Genomic DNA, 21,042 nt, shown 5'->3' on the forward strand with positions numbered 1-21,042 from the left:
CATCGCCCGCCGGGAAAATGCTTTCCTTGCCCTCATACATGAGCTGCTCCGGCAGGCTGTCGTAAATAAGATCCGTAGCGGGCACGGCAAAGCTGCGCGACAAATTCATTTCAACTTGAGCGGCCAACTCCCGGCATTTGCTCTCGCCCGTTTCTTTGCCGAGCAGGTGGGAAAATTCCGCCATGATGCAAAGCGTATTGTGCCACAACGCCTGCACTTCCACGGCAAACTCTGAGCGCGGCGTCGCGAGCCAATTGCCCAACCGGCCATTCATCCAGGTCATGGCGCGCTGCGTCTCGAGGGCATACAAAAAGCCGGTTTTAGCCTCAAACTTAATTCCCGGCGTGAGGCTGCGCAAATGGCAATTGAGCATTTCGAGCAGGAACGAATAGTTCTCTTCGAGAAATTTCAGATCGCGGCTGGCCTGCCAATATTCATACAATGCGACAAACAGCCACAACGTCGCATCGATACTGTCGTAATTCGGGCTTTCCGGCCGCTTCGAAAAATAATTGGGAATCAGTCCATGATGCACGTGTTTGAGAAAAATGCTGAACACCTGCTTTGCACGCTCGAACTCGCCGGCGGCAATGAGCAGCCCCGGCAACGCGAGCATGGCCTCGCGGCCGCTGTCGGCAAGATTGGGATAGCCGGCCAGTAGCGTGGTATTGTCAAGCGAGAGTATCGTCGGACGCCGGATCAAAAAGGCGTGAGCGCCGGCGGCGAGATGAGGTAAGCCTTCAGCGCGCGACAAGGCCTGCGCTTCTTCGCTGGCAAACAACAAAGGAGCCGGGGTTTCATGCCGGGCAGCTTCGGCTTCCCACGACTCCGGTCCGTCATGCGCGAGCAGAACGGTTAGAGTTCTGCCCACCGCCAATTCATGTTCAAAGACAAACGGCAGATAAACTTCATAACGCTGCGGCGTGCCGGACTCATCTTCCAAAAAGATTTCATGCCAACGATTCACCGGCACATAGCCGGTCGCCGGCGAAGCTGCAATGCGCAAAGGTTTGTCATTCACGTCGGCGTAAATATCGGCGCCAAGCTCGGAACGCCTCACGGTGTAAAATTCGCTCAACGCCGTTTCGGTTTCGAGGTCGCGAAAATCGAGACAAGGCATGAGGCGTATTTCCACGGGCAATTCGCCGCGCTGCAACTCATACCGGATAAACACGCCGTGAAAGTGATCCGCCATCCACAGATGTTTGAGGAGGGTGAAATGGTTACTTTCATAAACAAAAACCGGCAAGCCGCGGCGGTTTTCATAATGCAACCGGCACATTTCACGCAACGGCAGCCAGCCATTGTCGGTCAGAATCGTTTCGGTCAGGGTGCGCACGAATGCCACGCGTTGCAACGGCGGCCGCACCGGCGCGACTAAAAGATGATGTCGCGTGCGCGAGCAGGTCCCGTTGTCATCGCCCAGGGCGTAACCGCCCATGCCGTTCGCCAAAAGCCATTCGCGTTTCATCCCTGCCGGGAGATGTTGCTCATTCCTCATGAATTCGTCTTTCGGTTTTTTTGTTGCACTTCAAGCCTGATTTCGCTATTATGGCAACCAATTTTGACGCCTCGACGATAACCCTACGGCCTCTCCGAGAGCGCCTCGCATACGCCGGCTGCTCAAGCTGCTTTTTCGTGATCGAGGCACCTTGCTTTCTGCACCGCATCAAACAAGCAGAACGGTTCATCGTCGCCGGGAATTTTATTCATTGTATTTTCCTCCAGAAGGAGGTTTATGGATCGACGTGCACAAGCTTCATTAGCTTACACCGTTGCTACTGATGTACTGGCGTTTACGCTTGTCACCGCGGCGTTGGCGGTTGCGACCCTGCCGGATTTGACTTCTTCCCTGTTCCTCAAAACTCTGGTTGTTTTCACCATCGTGTTTGCCTATCTCGCCAGTGTGTGGTGGCGTTTGGGCAGCATGTCGGCCAATGGAATTTTTTGGGCCAAAGGCGGCTTCGTGTTGAGCGCTTTGCTCGCCCTCAATTTCGTGTTGTTGCCGGTATTTCTCCGGCTGGCATTGGCAGGAACCACAGCGCAGACGGCAGCGGCAAACGCCCTCGCCATCAGCCTGGCGTTGATCGAGGTTTTACTCGCCATTATGATTCGCCAGGGTCATGCTTATCAACCCAACAGCAAATGGCGGCTTATTCATCATTCGCTGCTGGTGGGCGGTGTTTTGTTTTTGCTCTCTCTTCTGATTCCTTTTGACAAGACGCTGACGCCATTTCTTCCGCTGCGCGTGCTGGCGTGGGGCGTTATCATCGTCGTCCCGAGGTTGGTTCAGCGTTTTGCGGTGAACCTGGTTGCGACACCGGCGCAGCCGCCGACCGCGCGAGCCGCGAACCGGCCGCCTCAAGAGAGTAGCGCGAGACCTGAGTCGGAGAATCAAGGCCAAACACCGCAGCAAAACGGCCGTCCAGACAGCCGGCGCCGGCGCCGCGGCCATCAACGCCGTTACGGCGGTCCGCGCCGCCGCATGTAACTCGCCACACAATTGACGGAGCTTGGCTGAAAAAATGAACCATGGATTTCACGCACGGCACGGAAAGATGCAAGATTATATCCGTGAAAGCCCGCGAAATCTGTGGTTTATTTTTTGGTAAGATCGCCTCGTCACCGGGCTGATCCCGGTTATTCACCGCGCGCCGCCTTGCCCGCTCCGCCCCTCTCATCTCAAGTCAAAAAGGACGCCTCATGGCCTCGCCAACGAGTACACGCAATCACCCTGAAATGGAGAAGAAACGCACGCCCTGGCTGTGGGTGCCGAGTTTGTATTTTGCCGAAGGGATTCCCTACGTCGTGGTGATGACGGTCTCCGTCATTATGTACAAACGTCTCGGCCTCTCCAACACCGACATCGCGCTGTACACCAGTTGGCTGTATTTGCCCTGGGTGATCAAGCCGCTGTGGAGCCCGCTCGTCGATATTCTCAAGACCAAGCGCTTTTGGATTGTGATCATGCAGCTTCTCATCGGCGCGGGACTCGGCGGCGTTGCGCTCACACTGCCGTTGCCAAATTTCTTTCAATACTCGCTGGCGTTTCTTTGGTTGCTGGCGTTCAGTTCGGCAACGCATGACATTGCCGCAGACGGCTTTTACATGCTGGCGCTGCCGCAGCATGAGCAGGCTTTTTTTGTGGGCATTCGCAGCACGTTTTATCGTCTCGCCATGATCACCGGCCAGGGCTTGCTGATCATTCTCGCCGGCTACCTCGAAAGCACAACCGGCCTGCCGCCCGCTGACATCACCGTGACGGCCGGGCCGCACTATCAAACAACGGCGACATTTCTGCCGGATACTCTTGCACGATTGCCGGGCGAGGGCGATCTTCGCCTTGTCGTCTCCGCAAGCAATGTGGAAATCAGCACGGCAAGCCGTCCCAAAACCGAAGTGGATTCCCTGCGGGCGTGGGCGAAGAGTTGGAACATTCGGCACGGTTTTTATGCCGTCGAACAGAAAACGCCGGCGGCTGATGGGAAGCCGGAGGCGCCGTCGTGGTGGCAGCGTGTCGTGGTACAGCCGCTCGAAAAATTTCTTCGAAAACATTTTGCGCCTGCGGCGGTGGCGGCGCAACAAACCGGCCTTGCCGGCAACATGGGCATTGTGTCGTTTCATCTCTCCCGCGCGCCGGAGGCCGGGCAGGAAATTGTGGTGAATTTCGGCAATGAATCCGGCGACAAGAGCATTGCGCTGGTGGAGGGCAGCCGTGTTGTTTTTGATGCTGACAATTGGAACAAGCCGGTCATGGCCGTCATTCAGCTCGATCCGAAACTGCGTTTGGCCTCCTCCGCACAATTCAAAGCGCGCGCCGGCAATATTCCGCTGGCATGGTCCATCACCTTTTTTGTGCTGGCCGGCATGTTTCTGGTGTTTTTTGCTTATCACAAAACAATTTTGCCGCATCCGGCCGTGGATAAACCGGCGCAGGCCAATTCAGGCAATATTCTGCGCGAGTTTTTTGTGACCTTTACCACCTTTTTCAAGAAGAAAAATATCGGCGTCATTCTCGCTTATTTATTATTATATCGTTTTGCGGAAGCCCAGCTTGTCAAGCTGGCGCAACCGTTTATGTTGGATGCACGCGAAATCGGCGGGCTGGCGTTGACCACCGGGCAAGTGGGGTTCGTTTATGGTACGGTGGGCATTATCGCGTTGACGCTCGGCGGCTTGCTGGGCGGGTTTGTGGTGGCGCGCCACGGTTTAAAATTCTGGCTTTGGCCTATGGTGCTGGCCATCAATATTCCCGATGCCGTTTATGTTTATCTGGCTTTTGCGCGGCCGGAGAATTTCTTCATGGTCAATCTCGGCGTGGCGCTCGAACAATTCGGCTATGGCTTTGGCTTCACGGCCTACATGCTTTATATGATTCACGTCGCGGAAGGCGAACACAAAACAGCGCATTTTGCGCTGTGCACCGGTTTAATGGCGCTCGGCATGATGATACCCGGCATGTTCAGCGGCTGGCTGCAGGATATTATCGGTTATCAAAACTTTTTTGTCTGGGTGATGCTTGCCACTATTCCGCCGTTTATCATCACGAAGTTCATCCCGCTGGAAGCGGAGTTTGGAAAGAAGGGGAAAAGCTCTTCTTAAAACCTCCACCCCACATCCACAAATCCTCGCGCGAAATTCATCGTGTCGCCGTGAAAATTCTCGATCGTGGCGCTGAGAAAAAATTGGCGGTTGAGGTTGGCGTCCAGCCGCAGCCGTTCCCACGGATTGCGCTGGGTGTTCGCGGGATTTTCCATGCGATAAATGTACGTGCCCACCCCCAAAGTCAAATACAACATTCCCCAAAAACGCCGGGACAAATCCAAGCCGGGATAATAACCGCGCGCTTGCGAATTGCCAAAATAGGAAAGCCGTGCGCTCAAGCTGAACCCGCTGCGCCACAAGTCCGAAGCGCTGGCCGACAAGCCTGCCGAATAAACCGCCGGTGCGTTCTGCTGGCCCTGCCAACCGCTGTCGAGGGCAATGCGTGTCAGCGCCGTCGGCTGCAGCGCCACATGCGCGCGCCAACCCTGCCGCAGGCTTTGATCGAACAAACTATCGGCCAACGTGCGCGTCTCCCAGGTGCGGATCAAGCGCCGCGCATCATAAGAAAGGCCGAATGAAAGCCGCGGTTGCGGATAATAGGTGGCATTGAAATAGGCATTGCTCAGCGCCAGGGTGCCAACGTTGTTCGCGTTGCGCCAATTCCGATTCCAATCGATCTCGCAATACTGCGTGAGATAGAGTTGTCGCGACCAACTGACATCGGCTTGCGCAGCCAGATATTCCCGGCTCACGTCTCCACCCATGTACTGGCCGATGCCGGTGGCGGCCAGCGTCAGTTCGGTGCTTGTGCCGGCCAGGGTTTTCATTTGAAAAAAAGCGCCGTACTTTTTTTCGTCGGAACGAAACTCATACCGATACAAATCCGGCTGCACACCTGCAAACACTCCGGCCTTCCACCTGTCGTTGAAGCGATAGCCGAGCGTGATGCCGTCGAGATAGCCGAGGCCGCGCATGTCATGCCGCAGCATGCGGCCCAATGCAAAATCGAGGCGTGACGCCGGAGAATCGAATGCGAGCGCAATTTCATAGACGCGATGCACTGCCGCTTGCTGCTGCAATCCGCCCGCGCCCAGTTGCCGGAAATTCTGCGAAGAACGCGCGCGCGCCGTCAGGCGCAACGGTGTCCCGCCCAGGCGCTCAACATTCAACCGCAGGTACGCAGCAGATTCCACAAAGTTGAACGGTTGCGTACTCCGGTCTTTTTGACCGAATGATTGCATGCTGAGCTGGCCGTTAATCTCGTTGTTCAGCACGCGGCGTTTGGCGGGGTAACGTTTGGGCGCGGAAGAGGCCGTGCGGTTTTGTTTCTGCCCCGGCGCGATGGGACGATTTGCCGGCGTCTCTTGCGGCGGGCGTGTGCGCTTCAAATACTCCTGCATGGGAATCGTCCATAATATCACGTCATTGACCTTGATGTCGGGGAAATTCCCGCCTGGCGCGCTCTCCCTGTCAATCACACAACTGGCGGAATGTTGCGAAACATGCTTGACTTCCAATGGCGCGATTCTTTGGCCAGTGCGCATCACCCAGACCTTGTCGCCGGGCCGCACGCCCAGCACCGTGCCGCCGTTGAAGTAGACCGCGTCGAGCGTGACATAGCGCACGAGAAATTCGCGGTGCGCTTCCTTTTCGTTCAGCGGCAGTTCGGTCTCCGTGCTCTGCGCCAAGGCCTGCGGTGCCAGCATCATCCCCGCCAGCATCATCGCTCTCAGCATGTCTCGCCAACTCGATTTTATCATCCGTGACCTTTTTTGTGTTTATGCCCGTGCGGTATCATACTCTGGGATGGCAACGATAGCACGCCTGGCTGTTGTATTGATAATCCTGCCGGTTGCTGTGTTTGTCGTCCATCTTGGTCTGATTATGTTCATGACAATTGATGCACTCAAAGAATTGGTAATTGGTCGCGTTCACATGGCAGGTGGCGCAGCTCTGCCATTTGCCGCGATGCTTGCCGGAATAAATTCTGAAATACTGGCTGTCATGATCAAACGTTGCCGGCAGCCAGGCGTTCAGGGTATGGCAGGCGGTGCAATCGTGCGCGAAATTGAGCGTCACATGATTGGGATTTGTCGGCCGTTGAAAATCCGCCTGATGGCAGGCATAACAATCCGTGGGGGTGCCGGTATATCGGTTGTTCACGTGGCATTGCGTGCACGTCGTGGTCACGTGCGCGCCCAGCAGCGGAAAACGTGTACGGCTGTGATCAAAGGTTGAAGGTTGCCATGCCGCGGTCGTGTGGCAGGAAGCGCAATCCTGAGAAAAATTTGCTGCGACATGATTGGGATTGGTCGTGCGCTCATAATCGCTTTGGTGGCAGGAAAAACAATCCATCGGTGTGCCGGCGTACTGATTGTTCACGTGGCATTGATTGCATGCGACCGCCAGATGCGCGCCGGTGAGCGGGAAGCGCGAGCGGTTGTGATCGTAATTCGCCGGTTGCCAGGCGTTGTTCGTGTGACAGATATTGCAATCTTGCGGAAAGCCCGCGGTCACGTGATTCGGATTCGTGGTATTCTGAAAATCAGTCTGATGGCATGAGAAACAATCTTTTGCAGTGCTGGCAAAGCGGCCGTTCACGTGACATTGCGCGCAGGTTGCCGCCGAGTGCGCGCCAACGAGCGGAAAAGCGGTACGGCCATGGTCAAACGTCGAAGGTTGCCAGGCATTGTTTGTGTGGCATGTGCTACACTCTTGCGGAAAGCCCGCGGTCACGTGATTCGGATTTATCGTATTCTGAAAATCAGTCTGATGGCATGAGAAACAATCCTTCGCTGTGCCGGCGAAGCGGCCATTCACGTGGCACCGCGCACAGTCCACCGCCGAATGCGCACCACTCAGAGGGAATGCTGTAAGGTTATGATCAAAATTCGCCGGCGTCCAGGCGTTGCTTGAGTGACAAACCTGGCAGTTCTGCGAGAAGTTGCCGGTCACATGATTGGGATTCGTGGTGTTTTGAAAATCAGTCTGATGGCACGAGAAACAATCTTTCGCAGTTCCGGCAAAGCGGCCGTTTGCGTGACATTGCCCGCAATCGACCGTTTGATGGGCGCCCACCAAGGGGAAACTCGTTCTGCTGTGATCAAAGCCGCCGAGATTTCCCGTACCGGAAAGCGCCCAGCCGGTAATCGCACTGCTGTGGCATTGTTCGCAACGTGTCGAGAAACCAGCGAGCTGGTGATTGGGGTTGGTTGTTGCCTGATAATCCGCCTGATGGCAAACGCCGCATTGCAACGGCAGATTGACAAACTGCGTTGTGCCTTGCCGGGCGTGACAATTGTCGCATCCCACATGCTGATGTCGCCCCAACAACGGAAAGCGCGAGGCTTGATGCACAGCCGAAATTTTTGACATCTCCAACCACCCCTGCACGGTGTGACAACGTTCGCAGTCCTTGCCGAGCGTGCCATCATGCACATCGTTGTGGCAGGCCGTGCATTCGTTGGAAGTCCCGGTAAACTTGAGCGAGGTGTGGCATTTCTTGCAATCCACTGCCGCGTGTTGCCCTTCCAACGCAAACCCGGTGGCTTCGTGTTTGAATTTGAGTTCCTGCAACAGCGGCTTCCAGCCTTTGGTGGTGTGGCAGGCATTGCACGGTATTTTGATTTTGCCGTGCGGATGCTTGATGGTTGCAACCTGCGCATGTGCGGGTCCGGCAAAACTCAGACTCCCAAATATGACATACAAGAAAACCGAGGGCCAGAAACGCTTTGAGCAAATACTGCTGCAGCGACAGGCGGCGGCGTGCGTCCCACCCCCGGCCTGGCTGTTTGCATTGCACGTCCCGTTCAACGATGGCATGCCGCACATTCCTTTGCGATCGGCTTGTAAACAACTACGAGAGCCTGATCTTTCATTTTCTTGGTGAGATGGCATTTTTCACAAGGAACCTTTGCATGAGCGCCCTCCAGCTTGAACGCGCTGTCGCGATTGTGCACGAAGGCCAAATCCGGCCAGTGTGTTGTTTGATGGCATTTTTCACAACGCACCAGTTCGCGCTTGCCGAACTGGCCGCGATGCACATCGTCATGGCAGGCGACGCAGCGAAAATCGAGCGGGCGGTAGCGTGTCACAACGGTTGAGTTGAGAGCATCTGCAAAAATCGGAAGCATTATCGCCGGGCGGAGCGACATCTCCAACTTCGTCGCTTTTTCTTGTGAATGGCATTTGCCGCACGAGACACGTTGATGAGATCCTTTCAGGGCAAAACGCGCAGTGTTGTGATCGAATTTGGTTTCATGCCAACTCTCGTTCAAATGGCACACCTCGCACCCGCCTTTGGTCAAGCGCGCCGCGAATTGTCTCGCGTGAACGTCGGGATGGCACGAGTCACAGCGCTGCTGTGGAAAGACAAACAGGATTTTTCCGGCGAATTGTCCTGTGGTCAGGCGTGCATGGCAATTGCCGCAAGGCGTTGCGAGATGCGCGCCGCTCAAGACAAACGAAGAGTTTTGATGCGCGGCCAGCGTGAAGCGCGAGGGCGTAAATCCCTCGACGACGTGGCAACTTTCGCAGCGTCCCTGGTCCGCGCGCCGCGCGAACTGGCCGCCATGTTCATCGCGATGGCAATCGCGGCAGAATTGATGCGCCAGCTTCTTTTTGAAATCGCCGCGCGTATGGCATTTTTCACAGGCCACGCCGGTGTGCCGGCCGCGCAAGGGGAAATCCGTCAAATCATGGTTGAACGCGCCGCGGCGAACGCTTTTCCAACCCTCGGTCGAATGGCATGTTGTGCAGCCGTTGCCGAAACCGCCCTGGTGCGGGTCTTGATGGCACGGAATGCAATTTCGAAACGGTAAACCGGTGTATTGCACGAAGGTGGCAACGGTTTCTTTGCCGACCTTTACCGGTGCAGGTTTTTCCGGATGGCACTTGGCGCAAGGCACAGTTTGATGCCGGCCCGTGAGCATAAATTGCGCTCGGTCGTGCGCAAATTTTGCCGCCGGTTTCCATCCGGAAAAGTCGTGGCATCCCTCACAGCTTTGTTTTAGCTGTCCGCGATGCTCGTCGGCGTGACAACTCGCACAGTTTTGTGACAATCCCAAAAAGGTTTTCGCCGGACGGACGTTGGCATCGCGCGCAAACTTCTCCTGAATATGCCTAGGCTGGTGGCAATCGCGACACGCGGTTTGCTGATGTTTGCCTTCCAAGACATAACCCGCTTGCCGGTGATCGAAATTCGCCTCACCATTTTCCCAACGAATTAGAGCAAACTCCAGGCCGTGATGATCGCTGTGGCAGGATGCACATGGCTTCGCTTTGCCTCCGGCGCCCGCGGCAGAGATGGAAGTGATCCTGGAATGATACCCGCGCCGGGCTTGCAAGCGCTCAGCAATCGCAGCATGGCATTTCAGGCATTTGGCGTTGCTCGTTTGCTGGCCGACCTCGTGACAAGTCAGACATTTGGTCAAACCTTCAAGTTGCGTATGTGCGCGTGCAAGCGGGCCGGGTGAGATTTGCGCCAACAGTTGGCCGTGCAAAAGCAACAAAAGCCATGCACTTTGGCACAGCCTTTTTGGATGGAGAAAGTTTTCCGCTGTACGAGCAAAAAGTTTCTGAATTCGCACAATCGTAAAAGAAGCAAGCATAATGCCGGATATGCGCTGCGAGGCTTATGATAACCGAAATAAATCTAATGTGAAGATTTCGAGCATTCCCAGCGCACGGCTGGTGCATTTTTTGCTAAATTGTCGTTTCTGCAATTGTACCAGCTTAAATCTCTACCCAAGAAATTCAGTATTGATTTCGAATTACAAAAATGTGACATCCATGATCGAACTAGGTATTACCTTAGTGATCGGCATTCTGATTATCGTTTGGCGTACGAACCAGCGCCGGCGCGAAGAGCATGTTCATCGGGGCCAACTGGAGCAGAACCGGCGCGAGGGCGCGCAAGCACCCTCGTCATTGCACCCATTTATTCATGAGGATTTTTGCATCGGCTGCGGCAGTTGCGTAACGGCGTGCCCGGAACAGAGTGTACTGGGTTTGGTAAATATGAAATCCGTATTGCTGCAGCCGGACCATTGCGTGGGCCACGGCAAATGTGAAGTCGCTTGTCCGGTGGATGCGATCACGATGGTTCTGGGCAGCATCAAGAACGGGGTTGAAGTGCCGCTCACCGATGAATTTTTCCAAACGCGTGTTCCCGGCGTTTACGTCGCGGGCGAATTGCGCGGTATTGGTTTGATCCGCAATTCCCTGCAGCAAGGCATGCAATGCATCGATGCGATTGCCGCCCAGCCGCAGCGAAGCCGCGCAGACTATGATGTCATCATTGTCGGCGCTGGGCCCGCGGGTTTGGGCGCAACCCTGCAGGCGGCGGCGAAAAAACTGCGCTACCTCACGCTTGAACAGGAAGACATTGGTGGAACCGTGTTGAAATATCCGCGCCGCAAAGTCGTTATGACCGCGCCCATTCATCTGCCGGGTTACGGCAAAATCCATTTTCGCGATGTGGTAAAGGAAGAGTTGTTGCAGGAATGGCAAAAGATCATTCGGGAAACCGGAATCAAAATTCACACCCACCAACGCGTGGAGAAAATCCGGAGGCGCGATGATTTCATTGAAGTCATGGCAGCCGGGAAATGCTACACCACGAACAACGTTGTGCTCGCGCTGGGCCGGCGCGGCACACCCCGCAAGCTCGGCGTGCCGGGCGAGCAACTTGCCAAAGTCATTTATCAACTTGCTGATCCACGCCAAGTCACCGGTCGCCGTTGTCTGGTGGTCGGCGGCGGCGATAGCGCGCTCGAATGCGCATTAATGCTGGCTGAAGCCGGCAGCCGCGTGACGCTGTCCTATCGGCAAAAAAACATTGCTCGCGCCAAGCCGCGTAACAAACAACTGATCGAAGCCGCCATCAAAGCGCGCAGAATTCAAGCCTTTCTGCCCAGCACAGTGAAGGAGATTACGGCCACCGCCGTAAAGCTCGATCTCGAGGGTGTTGAAAAAGTCATTCCGAACGACGACGTCATCATCATGGCCGGCGGCGTTTTGCCGTTCGACTTTTTAAAAGAAATTGGCGTCACCATGCGCACGCTCTATGGCGAGCCGTTGCCAGGCTCACGAATTCGAAAATGAAGCACTCATCGACGCAACCGGTTCTCATGAAAACGCTGACTCCGAAAAAAAATCAATCAGTATCAAGAACGCCGGAGAACCTCCAACCAACCGAGACCTCGCCGAAGAAGCCGGACGCGCCCCAAAACAGACTAGCGACCGGAAATGCTATCTCTCCCCGGCCACGGCCGGCGTTCGAAATTCATATGTTCATCATCTTCGGCTTGATTTTCATCACCGCACTGGCGATCTTCACGGCCTTGCGCCTTGGCGCAGACTATTATCTTGCGGCCCTGGCCGAGCGGCCGCAACATCCGTTGCACAACTTGCTCAAACCCAGCGGTTTGATTGGACAGGGCTTTGGAGTCGTGGGCGGTTTATTCTGTGTGTTGACGCTGCTCTATCCCATCCGCAAACGCTGGCGTTTGCTTGAAAACCTCGGCGCCCCTCGCACATGGTTTCAATTTCACGTCTACTTCGGCATTGCCGGGCCGCTGCTCGCCACCTTGCACACCACCTTTAAATTCGGAGGATTGGCTTCGATCAGTTTTTGGTCGATGATCATCGTCATGGCCAGCGGCTTTGTGGGCCGCTTTCTGTTCGCACAACTGCCGCGCAACCGGCGCGGCGTGATTCTCTCACTGAAGGAAATCGAAGCCGAGATTCGAGTCGTGCAGCAGGCGCTGGCTGACGACGGGTTAAATGATACACTTTTTGTCGATTCACAAGACTCGCACAAAGCCGGGCGCACCTCCGGCTGGCGCACGCTCTTTCGCTTGATGATCCATCGCCGGCGCTCGCTGCGCCGATGGAATCGCCGCTTGAGCGCACAACATATTCCGGCCTCAGCGACACGCCGCATGTTGCCGCTGCTCTCCCGCAAATTTTTTCTGGAAAGCAGCCGCATGACTCTGGAGTTGACTACAAAAGCGTTTTCTCTGTGGCACACGCTGCATCTGCCCTTCACGTATGTGATGTTCCTCACCTTGATTATTCACGTGGGCCTGGCGATTTTTCTGGGTTATACCTGGATTTTCTAAGCCCGGCGATTTCTTCTCATCCATCATCATGGTTATTGCAGCGCTGTAGCGGTGCAGCGGCACGCACCCGGCAGGAAAGCCGGACTTGCCAACATGTTTCTTGCTTTTTTTGGAATCGGCTTCTATATTGCTTCATGCGTTCAACCCGTAAAACTTTCGCGTGTGGTTTGATCCTCTGCGTGTATTGGATTGCTTTATTTCATCCATTTTATGCCCTGTTGGAATACACCATCAATAAACAATATATCTCCCAGACACTTTGCGAGAACAGAAATACACCGCAGTTGCATTGCGAAGGCAAATGTTATCTGGCGAAACGCGTTGTACAAGCAGTGGAAGTCCAATCCGAGAAAAGCAAACCTGCACACGCCAGGCATAGTCTTGAAGAAACCTTATACCTTTGCCAACTTCAAGCCGTCAAGCTCTATCTGCAAGAGGCTATCAAACTGTCGCTTGAGGCAAAACATACGCGTCTTCTCTCGGCATTTCACACGGACATTTTCCATCCCCCTCGTCACCGCCGAATTCTGCTTTGAATCTTCTCTGCTAAAAATTAAAAATCGCGTTTCATTGGGTCTCAGATTCAGCTTCACTGAAGCTCTGCTGCTTTTGCACGACTTCTGCTTGCTGACTGATTCTCACTGCCAATTTGCATCGGAAGTATGCACAAGCCATTCGCTGCTAATTTTTCGCCCTTTCCGCAGCGGGATTTGACAGTCGCAGAAAGTCGGCGCTGCTTGCAAAGCGAACAGTGCCGATGATTGCGGGCTTGGTATGGAAACTGTGAGTTGAGCAACGCAGCCGAGGCGTTCCATCTACAACTTGGCTCGTCGCATGCCTTCGAACGACGAATTCGACAGATCGTTTTCAAACTCAGGAGAATCATATGAACAAGAATCATTCTTTGCACACGCGGCGACAAGCATTGGGAACGATGATTGGCGCCCTCGGTGGAACGTTGCTGGCTTCCGCTGGAAAAACGTTGGCGCTGCCGCGCTCTGGCGGCAAGCTTAAAATTGATTTCACCAAGCTTGCGCCCGGCGCGGCCGTGAAATATCCCTTTGCCTTGCCGGATTTGCCCTACGCCGCGGATGCTCTCGCTGCCGCGATTGACGAGCAAACCATGCAAATTCATCATGGCCGCCATCACAAGGCCTATACCGACAATCTCAACAACGCGCTCAAAGAGCATACCGCCTTGCAGCAAATGACGATTGTCGAGTTGCTGTCCGATTTGCAAGCCGTGCCCGAAAGCGTGCGCACGGTTGTGCGCAATCACGGCGGCGGCTATTTCAACCACTGCCTGTTCTGGCACATGATGAGTCCGCAAGCCGGCCAGCCTTCCGGAAATCTGGCAGCGGCCATCAACCGTGACTTCGGTTCGCTTGAAGCCTGCAAAGAGAAATTCAACAAAGCTGCCTCGTCTCTCTTCGGCAGCGGCTGGGCTTGGCTGGTGGTGAATGAAACCGGCAAACTGGAAATCGCGCAAACTGCGAATCAAGACACGCCTTTGGCAAACAAGCACAAGCCGCTGCTCGGCGTGGACGTTTGGGAACACGCGTATTATTTGCGCTATCAAAACAAGCGCGGCGACTATCTCGCGGCGTTTTGGAATGTGATCAATTGGGAACAGTGCGGAAAAAATTTCGCTGGATGAAACGGATTACGTTGTTTCTGGCCTGCGCGTTGATCATGACGGGATGCGGCCGCAATGAGCAGCCCGTTCCTCCGGATCAACGTGCCCGCCTGGAAAATCTCCGGCAGGAATTGCGGCAGACGCTGGGAGAAACATATGACGCGCCGGTGGCGGCAGCAACCCTGCCGCAACTTAAACGCGGCAGCGACTTGTTTGCCGAACTGTGCGCGGGCTGTCATGGCGCGCGCGGCGACGGTATAACCGAACATCCCGGCGTGCTGCTGCATCAGCCTTCGAACTTCACCGACGAGGCCCAGGCAACGTTCTTTTCCGAGCAGGCGCGCCTGCACCTGATTCGCAAAGGCATTCCGGGCACGGCAATGATGGGTTGGGAGGAAGTTTTGCCGGAGGAGGATATTCTGGCGATTTATATGTACGTGCGTTATTTGTATCAATCAAAACAACGGCAACCACTTTTTGAGCAAGAATGACTCATGCGATTTTCTCTGATCTTATGCGCAGCATTGCTCGGCTGGGCTTGTCAATCGGCTGACACGTTTCGCGGCACAGTGATGCCGGACACACCCATTTCAGATTTTGCATTGACGGATCACCACGAACAACCCTTCAACCTGAGCGCGTATCGTGGCAACGTCGTGGTGCTTTTTTTCGGTTTTACGTTTTGCCCGGACGTTTGTCCGTTGACGCTTTCCACCTGGAAACGCGTGCACGATGCCTTGCAGGCAGATACGGCCAAGGTCAAATTTGTTTATGTGACAGTGGATCCGGAACGCGATACCCCGCAAAAATTAAAAACGCATCTGGCGATCTTCAGTCCGCAATTTCTCGGCTTGACCGGCAGCCCGGAAGCGTTGCGCGAAGTTTACGCCGAATTCGGCGTTTATGCTGAAAAAGAAACGATCGCTGCCGGCGCCTCCGGCTATCTGGTGAATCACACGACGCGCATGTTTGTGGTGGATCAAAACGGCGTTTTGCGCCTGCTCATCAGCCATGACGCGCCGGTGGCCGACATCGTGCATGATCTCCGGCTGTTGCTGCATGCGAAGCCGTGAATGATATTTGTCAAAACAGGATGAGCTATGTCAAAACGAGTTCTTGCAGTGATAGGGTTCAGCCTGCTGCTTGCGGGCTGCCGGCAAGCATCTCCCGATCCTGCCATTAGCATTGCGGAGGTTTGGTCAAGGCCGGTGATGGTGGCTCACGAAAGCCGTGCGAATCTTGGCAGTGATTCCGCTATGGCCGCCGGTTCGCATTCCGGCATGAACGGTGTGGTTTATTTGACCTTGAAAAACGAGGGGGGCTCGGCGGATCGTTTGTTGCGCGCGCAGACCGAGGTTTGCACGGTAACCGAAATCCATCGCACGATAATGAAGGGCGACCGCATGTCGATGCAACACGTCACCGGGGGCATAGAAATTCCCGCGCATGGCAGCGTGCAGCTCAAGCCGAAGGATTATCATATCATGCTGATGGGCTTGAAGCGTTCGTTAGCGGTTGATGACAGCTTTGCGGTGCAGCTTGAATTTGAAAAAAGCGGCGTGAAAACCGTTTTCTCCAAAGTTCGGGAGCCTTGAAAACACCGCCGCCCGGATGATTTGCCATGAACGATACTGGCGCTTTGTAACGCGATTAGCTTCTCAATGTTAGTATAAAATTCTGAAAGTATCTCGCCCACAAAAATGAAATCCCACTGAAAAGACCTTTGCTTTTTTGTGGGATTTCAATTTTGTGGGCGTGGCTCACCAAGCTGCTCGAAGAGCTGCGATGTTCAACTTGTTTGCCAATTCTCCGGCTTGACAATCCCCAATTTTTCAATTTTGTAGCGAATGGTGTACTCGGAGATGTTCAACGCGCGTGCGGCTTGTGATTGATTCCAACCGCTTTCGACCAGGGCCTGGCGAATAAGCTGCTCTTCCAATTCGTTAACGCTTTCTTGCAGAGATTTGCGTGAGGCCGGCTCTTCCCGCAACTGCACAGCTTTCTTGAATTCCTTGTGAAATTCCGGCGGCAAAATTTTGGGATTGAGCGTCTTCGTGTCCGGAGAAGCCAGCGTCACCAGGCGTTCGACGAAGTTTTCCAATTCACGAATATTGCCGGGCCATTTGCGCTGTTGCATAAATTTCACCACTGCAGCATTAAACGACTCGATGTTCTTGTTCTGCTCCGCCGCAAATCTTTTTAAGAAATGGCCGGCCAACAGCGGAATATCATCGCGGCGCTCGTTCAGAGTAGGAATGTAAATTGGAAAAACGTGCAGACGATAGTACAAGTCTTCGCGGAATTTTTGCTGTTCCACCATTTTGCGCAATGACGCGCTGGAGGCCGCGATAATGCGCACCTCCACCGGTTTGGATTTATTGCTGCCCACCGGCCGGATTTCGCCCTCCTGAAGCGCACGCAGCAATTTGGCCTGCATATCATAAGGCAAATTGGCGATTTCATCCATGAACAATGTGCCGCCGTTCGCCTCTTCGAACAAGCCCTTGCGCTCGTAGTTCGCGCCCGTGAAGGCGCCCTTCACATGGCCAAACAGCTCGCTCTCGATCAAATGCTCCTGAATGGCGCCGCAATCAATCGCAACAAAAGGCCGTGATTTGCGCGCACTGAAGGCATGAATCGCGCGCGCCACCCGTTCCTTGCCGGTGCCGCTTTGGCCTTCCAGCAATACCCGCACATCGTAACGCGCGGCGGACTCCACCGCGCGCAGCAACTCCACAAACTGTTTTGATTTCCCCAGCAAACCGAGGCATTCGTATTGCGCCAGCAACACCGCTTCCGGCAGCGGCGCGTTAAAATACTCCTGAATCTGCTGCACGTTGCTGAGAAACGGCGCGCACACCGCTGCCAGGCTTTCCAAAAGCCTGAGGGCGCTCTCGTCGAACTGGCCCACGCGGCTTTCGCTGATCACGAGAATATATCCCAGTACGGCGCGCTGGACTTGCAGGGGCGCGCACATGATGGCGCGCACGACATCATCTTCAAAAGCATCTTTGTCGAAACGCGCATCCGTTTTTAAATCGGCGCTCAGGAAGGGCTGCCGGTGTTTCATCACCCAGCCGACGACGACATCCTGCACGAAACGGTATTTGCCCGCACCGAATTCCTTGCCGCCCTTGAAAATGGTTTTGACGGTTTTCTGCGTGCTGGGATTGATCATCATGATCGAGGCGGCATCCGCATCAAACAGCACCGCGGCGGTCAACGTGGTGAGATGCACGCATTCTTTATAATCGTTTTGTTGCGTAAGAACGCGCGCCAGTTCGAGCAGGCTTTCAGCTTTTTGATGGTGGTCGAACATTTTTCGTGTTTAGTTTTTCAGAAGAATGACAACCGGTGGCGCGACTTGGCCTTCTTTTTTTACGCCCGGCAGCCGGCCGGGCGATCGTCATTGAAGAGCCGAACCGCTTAGGAGCGCCATTTAAATAACTTACTCGTTTTTGAAACCGCGAATGAACGCGAATAATCGCTAATTTCAAAATTCGCGTTTCTTTGCCTCCATTCGCGGTTTGTGATATGGGCAAGTTATTTAAGCGAGAATCCTTACGGCTTGAAATGCAGGAAAGAGTAGGCAGGAAATCAGAAAAACACAAGAGGCCGTTAAAAATAATTGCGAATCATTGCCGTCCGGGCGGTGGCATGACATAAAAAAATCGGGCGATGAGTGTACGCATCGCCCGATTTTGAAGGTTGTCATAACCATCCTGCGGGTTGGGAATCAATGGGCTTCAGCCGCGCCAGGAGGCACCGGGAACGGTACTTGATTCTTCACCGGCGGCAGGCTGCGCAAATAGGCATACATGGCTTTGAGATCCGCGTCAGTTTTTTGCCCGATAAACTGCCACGGCATGGGCGGCAGAATATCGCGGGCATTGGGATAGCCTTGATGTTTGCCGCTGCGCAGCGTGCGGATAAAGGTATCTTCCGTCCATTCGCCAATGCCGGTGCTGGTGTCTGGCGTAAGGTTGGCGGCGAAGCTCACGCCCCACGGGCCGGCCCATGCGGTGAGCATGGGATCAGCAGAGGTGATGATATGGCGTTTCTGTAAATCTGAAGGCATCCAATCCGGATGAGGGTGCTCGGCCGGGTGTCCGGAGAGCAGGCGCGTCGAGTCCGGTATCGGCTCACCCTTCGCCGTAAACACTTTTGGCGAGTGACAATCATGGCAAAGGCCAGTGGTAACCAGATATTCGCCGCGCGCCACCAGATCGATTTGCGTTTCTTCGGCAACGGCAGGCTTTTGGTCGCAGGCCATAAACGGCGCCGCAAAAATCGTGATGACGAAAAAAAGCAAAAACTTTTTCATAGTACCTTCCTTTTGGTTTAAGTCAAACAACTTCGGAGTCGTCAAAACATCCTTCAATTTCATGGCCGCAATCAACTGTTACGGCTACAAAACCAGCAGCGGTGATAAAGATGAGTAACGCCGCGCATGCTTTTTGTGAAATCGTTGCGTCACGGCTGCGCGTGAGTTATTCCACGCGTTCCCAATAATCCGTGAACTTGCCTTCGGTTTTCGTCGTGATCCAGTTTTCGTCGAACGCCATCTTCGCGTGATCAAACGGCAGTTGGAATTCCAAGTGATTGCCGTTGGCCACGACCGGAACGCTGCGGCTTTGGCCGGATAAATCGTAATTGGTTCTCTGCGCGCCCGTGGCGTCGTTTTCAACGCCGAACAAAATAGTCTCGCTGTAGTCTGTGGCCGTCAGTTTATATGTGGACACGACGGCGTGCGAATGAAGCTTACCCTGGGCATCCTTCCACACGATGTTGAGGTTTTTGTGCGTTTTGGTAAACGTGAGCAGCCCGTTGATTTCCGGCGCGGTGTGCATCGAGCCGTCCGGCAACCGGCGCATGATTAATTTGTAGCTGCCCTCGAGGTTGGGCGCTTTGTCGGAATTCTTCGGCTCTCCGGCAAAGCTCAACGTCGCAATTGCTGCAGTCATCGCCGCGATCGCGAATTTTGAAAAACGTTTTGTTGGCATAGCTTCACTCCTTGTAATTGAAGTTGAACAACGCGAAAGATTTGCAATTTCTTATAGTCGTCGTGTAATCCTATCACAAGCAATATGCCAAACGTCATGCGTCATGCGCTGATCCAAAAAACAAAGAGTTAGTTCACAGAAAGAGGCGCCAGAAGAGGAAAACTCGAAGGCAATTTTTCGATGAAATCATCGAAGAATACAGAGGTTGTTTTTTAAAGGGTTCTGGGCGATGAAATTCCAGGATTCTCGGCAGGCGAGTTTATTTCAATCGATGATTTCTTTTCAAGCAAACCGGAGCAGAACACGAGGAGTAGTAGAGGTTTAACCGAAAAGTCTAGCCTCATCGACTATGCAAGACAAGGGGGGCGGCCACACCCTAGCGCTGCGGCGGTCTTTAGCAACATTATAGCGGTTTTTAGTTGAATGGACAGATTTGTAGCCCCCGCCCCTCGTGGGCGGCTGTCGAAGCCACTAAACTCACAGTTGCGACAGTGCCCCACAAGAGGCAAGACTACGACTCCTGCACACGCATTTGAAAGATGCTATAAAACAACTTGCTTCGCATTCTTATGTTGATTTTATTCTTCTCTCCAGAAGTCACGAAAAAAGCCAAAGCCTTGGGAATGAAATCTCCCAGCCATTCGTTTCTATGATAGAACAATACGTTGGCGAAGTGGCAGAATCGTTAATCTGAGTTTAAGGAATCTATCATGCAACGATACAGGCTTTATAAATTGCACGCAGCCGCATTCGTTCGCAGCATGCTTGTCGGGATGATATTGCTTGCCGTGATGAATTGCGGGCAGCGGAGTGAAGCGAACGAGGAGACGATCAATCATAAGACCGGAGAAGAACGAACCATGATAATGGTGCATGTTTTCAATAAAGACGGCCAGTTGTTAGCTCTCACCATGCCAAAAGTGGTGAAAAGCGAGGCCGAGTGGCAGGCGCTGCTCACGCCTGACCAATATCGTATTACCCGCGACAAAGGAACCGAGCGTCCTTTCTGCGGCACATTGCTCGATAACAAGCAAGCAGGCGTTTATTCGTGCGTGTGTTGCGGATTGCCGCTTTTCTCGTCGGCAACCAAATTCAATTCCGGCACGGGCTGGCCGAGTTTCTTTGCTCCCCTCGCCGAGGGCAACATTGCCGAGCACAGTGATTACAGTTTGGGCATGATGCGAACGGAGATTCTCTGCGCCCGCTGCGATGCCCACCTCGGCCATGTTTTTGACGATGGGCCGCGCCCGACCGGACTGCGCTACTGCCTCAATTCCGAAGCCTTAAATTTCACGCCCCAGGCAGAGCTGAAGAAACTCGCAGATCCCGCAGCGGAAAAAATGACGGCCGTATCTGATGGCGCCTCCAGCAAGCAAGCGAGTTCGGCAAGCTCACCGCAAGCGAGTTCGGCAGGCTCACCGCAAGCGGATACGGCAGGCGCTGCGCGTGCAACCGCTGTGTTCGCTGGCGGCTGCTTCTGGTGCACCGAATCTGATCTTGACAAACTGCCCGGCGTCATTTCCACCACGCCCGGATACATCGGCGGCGGCGGTTGTGGGCAGGCAGGCTGTCCGCCATGAATGGCTAATGTTCGAGCCATCTATTCCTCGTATTTCTACTGTGTGATCAAATAACCCAGCGCCGGCGCTGACGGCGGTGCAGTCAACCGGAGCGGCGCTGGTGCACTGGCAAACTCCGCTTCAACATAATACTCGATCCCCCAACCTGTGCGATG

Annotated in this window: 17 protein-coding genes; 10 read left to right on the plus strand and 7 right to left on the minus strand. The window is 54.3% G+C overall.

Annotation, left to right across the window (positions count from 1 at the left end):
- Positions 1 to 1,501, minus strand: a 1,501-nt coding sequence (locus tag FBQ85_09400; protein ID MDL1875362.1) for a hypothetical protein, incomplete at its 3' end; no start/stop codon positions are given.
- A gap of 237 nt (positions 1,502 to 1,738) precedes the next feature.
- On the opposite strand from FBQ85_09400, the gene FBQ85_09405 reads away from it, so the two are divergent.
- Together FBQ85_09405 and FBQ85_09410 are read left to right on the plus strand one after the other, a co-directional pair.
- Entirely contained in the window at positions 1,739 to 2,491 is a 753-nt protein-coding gene (locus FBQ85_09405; protein ID MDL1875363.1) for a hypothetical protein, read from the plus strand.
- A 212-nt stretch (positions 2,492 to 2,703) separates the two neighbouring features.
- Positions 2,704 to 4,602 carry an AmpG family muropeptide MFS transporter gene (locus FBQ85_09410; protein MDL1875364.1) on the plus strand — a complete coding sequence of 633 codons (1,899 nt, stop codon included), beginning with the start codon at positions 2,704 to 2,706 and terminating at the stop codon, positions 4,600 to 4,602.
- Here the strand turns inward: FBQ85_09410 and FBQ85_09415 are convergent.
- The 3 genes from FBQ85_09415 to FBQ85_09425 form a co-directional block, all read right to left on the minus strand.
- A complete protein-coding gene (locus FBQ85_09415) occupies positions 4,599 to 6,281 on the minus strand; it encodes a hypothetical protein (GenBank protein ID MDL1875365.1) in 1,683 nt (560 codons plus the stop codon). The two genes, FBQ85_09410 and FBQ85_09415, sit on opposite strands and share 4 nt — an antisense overlap.
- A 58-nt stretch (positions 6,282 to 6,339) precedes the next feature.
- Positions 6,340 to 8,253, minus strand: coding sequence for a hypothetical protein (locus tag FBQ85_09420; GenBank protein ID MDL1875366.1), 1,914 nt, complete (start codon positions 8,251 to 8,253; stop codon positions 6,340 to 6,342).
- Between the two features lie 101 nt (positions 8,254 to 8,354).
- Positions 8,355 to 10,055, minus strand: a complete 1,701-nt coding sequence (locus FBQ85_09425; protein MDL1875367.1) for a hypothetical protein — start codon at positions 10,053 to 10,055, stop codon at positions 8,355 to 8,357.
- 100 nt (positions 10,056 to 10,155) lie between these two features.
- Between FBQ85_09425 and FBQ85_09430 the strand changes: the two genes are divergently transcribed.
- The 7 genes from FBQ85_09430 to FBQ85_09460 all read left to right on the plus strand — a co-directional run bounded on the left by FBQ85_09430 (position 10,156) and on the right by FBQ85_09460 (position 15,899).
- The gene (locus FBQ85_09430) at positions 10,156 to 11,649 is read left to right on the plus strand and encodes a 4Fe-4S dicluster domain-containing protein (GenBank protein ID MDL1875368.1); all 1,494 of its coding nucleotides are present in this window, start codon (positions 10,156 to 10,158) and stop codon (positions 11,647 to 11,649) included.
- A 185-nt stretch (positions 11,650 to 11,834) separates the two neighbouring features.
- Positions 11,835 to 12,668: a hypothetical protein gene (locus FBQ85_09435; protein ID MDL1875369.1), complete on the plus strand. Its 834-nt coding sequence runs from the start codon at positions 11,835 to 11,837 to the stop codon at positions 12,666 to 12,668.
- Between the two features lie 134 nt (positions 12,669 to 12,802).
- On the plus strand, positions 12,803 to 13,204 hold the full coding sequence (locus FBQ85_09440) for a hypothetical protein (protein MDL1875370.1): 402 nt from the start codon (positions 12,803 to 12,805) through the stop codon (positions 13,202 to 13,204).
- Between the two features lie 398 nt (positions 13,205 to 13,602).
- A complete protein-coding gene (locus FBQ85_09445) occupies positions 13,603 to 14,325 on the plus strand; it encodes a superoxide dismutase (GenBank protein ID MDL1875371.1) in 723 nt (240 codons plus the stop codon).
- Positions 14,322 to 14,795: a cytochrome c gene (locus FBQ85_09450; GenBank protein ID MDL1875372.1), complete on the plus strand. Its 474-nt coding sequence runs from the start codon at positions 14,322 to 14,324 to the stop codon at positions 14,793 to 14,795. The genes FBQ85_09445 and FBQ85_09450 overlap by 4 nt, the downstream gene beginning before the upstream one ends.
- Positions 14,796 to 14,798: 3 nt before the next feature.
- On the plus strand, positions 14,799 to 15,377 hold the full coding sequence (locus FBQ85_09455) for an SCO family protein (protein ID MDL1875373.1): 579 nt from the start codon (positions 14,799 to 14,801) through the stop codon (positions 15,375 to 15,377).
- Between the two features lie 27 nt (positions 15,378 to 15,404).
- Positions 15,405 to 15,899 carry a copper chaperone PCu(A)C gene (locus tag FBQ85_09460; GenBank protein MDL1875374.1) on the plus strand — a complete coding sequence of 165 codons (495 nt, stop codon included), beginning with the start codon at positions 15,405 to 15,407 and terminating at the stop codon, positions 15,897 to 15,899.
- 194 nt (positions 15,900 to 16,093) lie between these two features.
- Here the strand turns inward: FBQ85_09460 and FBQ85_09465 are convergent, their stop codons facing one another.
- The 3 genes from FBQ85_09465 to FBQ85_09475 form a co-directional block, all read right to left on the minus strand.
- Positions 16,094 to 17,623: a sigma-54-dependent Fis family transcriptional regulator gene (locus tag FBQ85_09465; GenBank protein MDL1875375.1), complete on the minus strand. Its 1,530-nt coding sequence runs from the start codon at positions 17,621 to 17,623 to the stop codon at positions 16,094 to 16,096.
- Positions 17,624 to 18,040: 417 nt separating this feature from the next.
- On the minus strand, positions 18,041 to 18,628 hold the full coding sequence (locus FBQ85_09470) for a cytochrome c (GenBank protein ID MDL1875376.1): 588 nt from the start codon (positions 18,626 to 18,628) through the stop codon (positions 18,041 to 18,043).
- Positions 18,629 to 18,794: 166 nt separating this feature from the next.
- Positions 18,795 to 19,307, minus strand: coding sequence for a hypothetical protein (locus FBQ85_09475; protein ID MDL1875377.1), 513 nt, complete (start codon positions 19,305 to 19,307; stop codon positions 18,795 to 18,797).
- A gap of 710 nt (positions 19,308 to 20,017) precedes the next feature.
- Between FBQ85_09475 and msrB the strand changes: the two genes are divergently transcribed.
- A complete protein-coding gene (gene msrB, locus FBQ85_09480; protein MDL1875378.1) occupies positions 20,018 to 20,887 on the plus strand; it encodes a peptide-methionine (R)-S-oxide reductase MsrB in 870 nt (289 codons plus the stop codon).
- The last annotated feature ends 155 nt before the right edge of the window (positions 20,888 to 21,042 follow it).

It is taken from the genome of Cytophagia bacterium CHB2, from assembly GCA_030263535.1.
Classification (GTDB): Bacteria; Zhuqueibacterota; Zhuqueibacteria; order Zhuqueibacterales; family Zhuqueibacteraceae; genus Coneutiohabitans.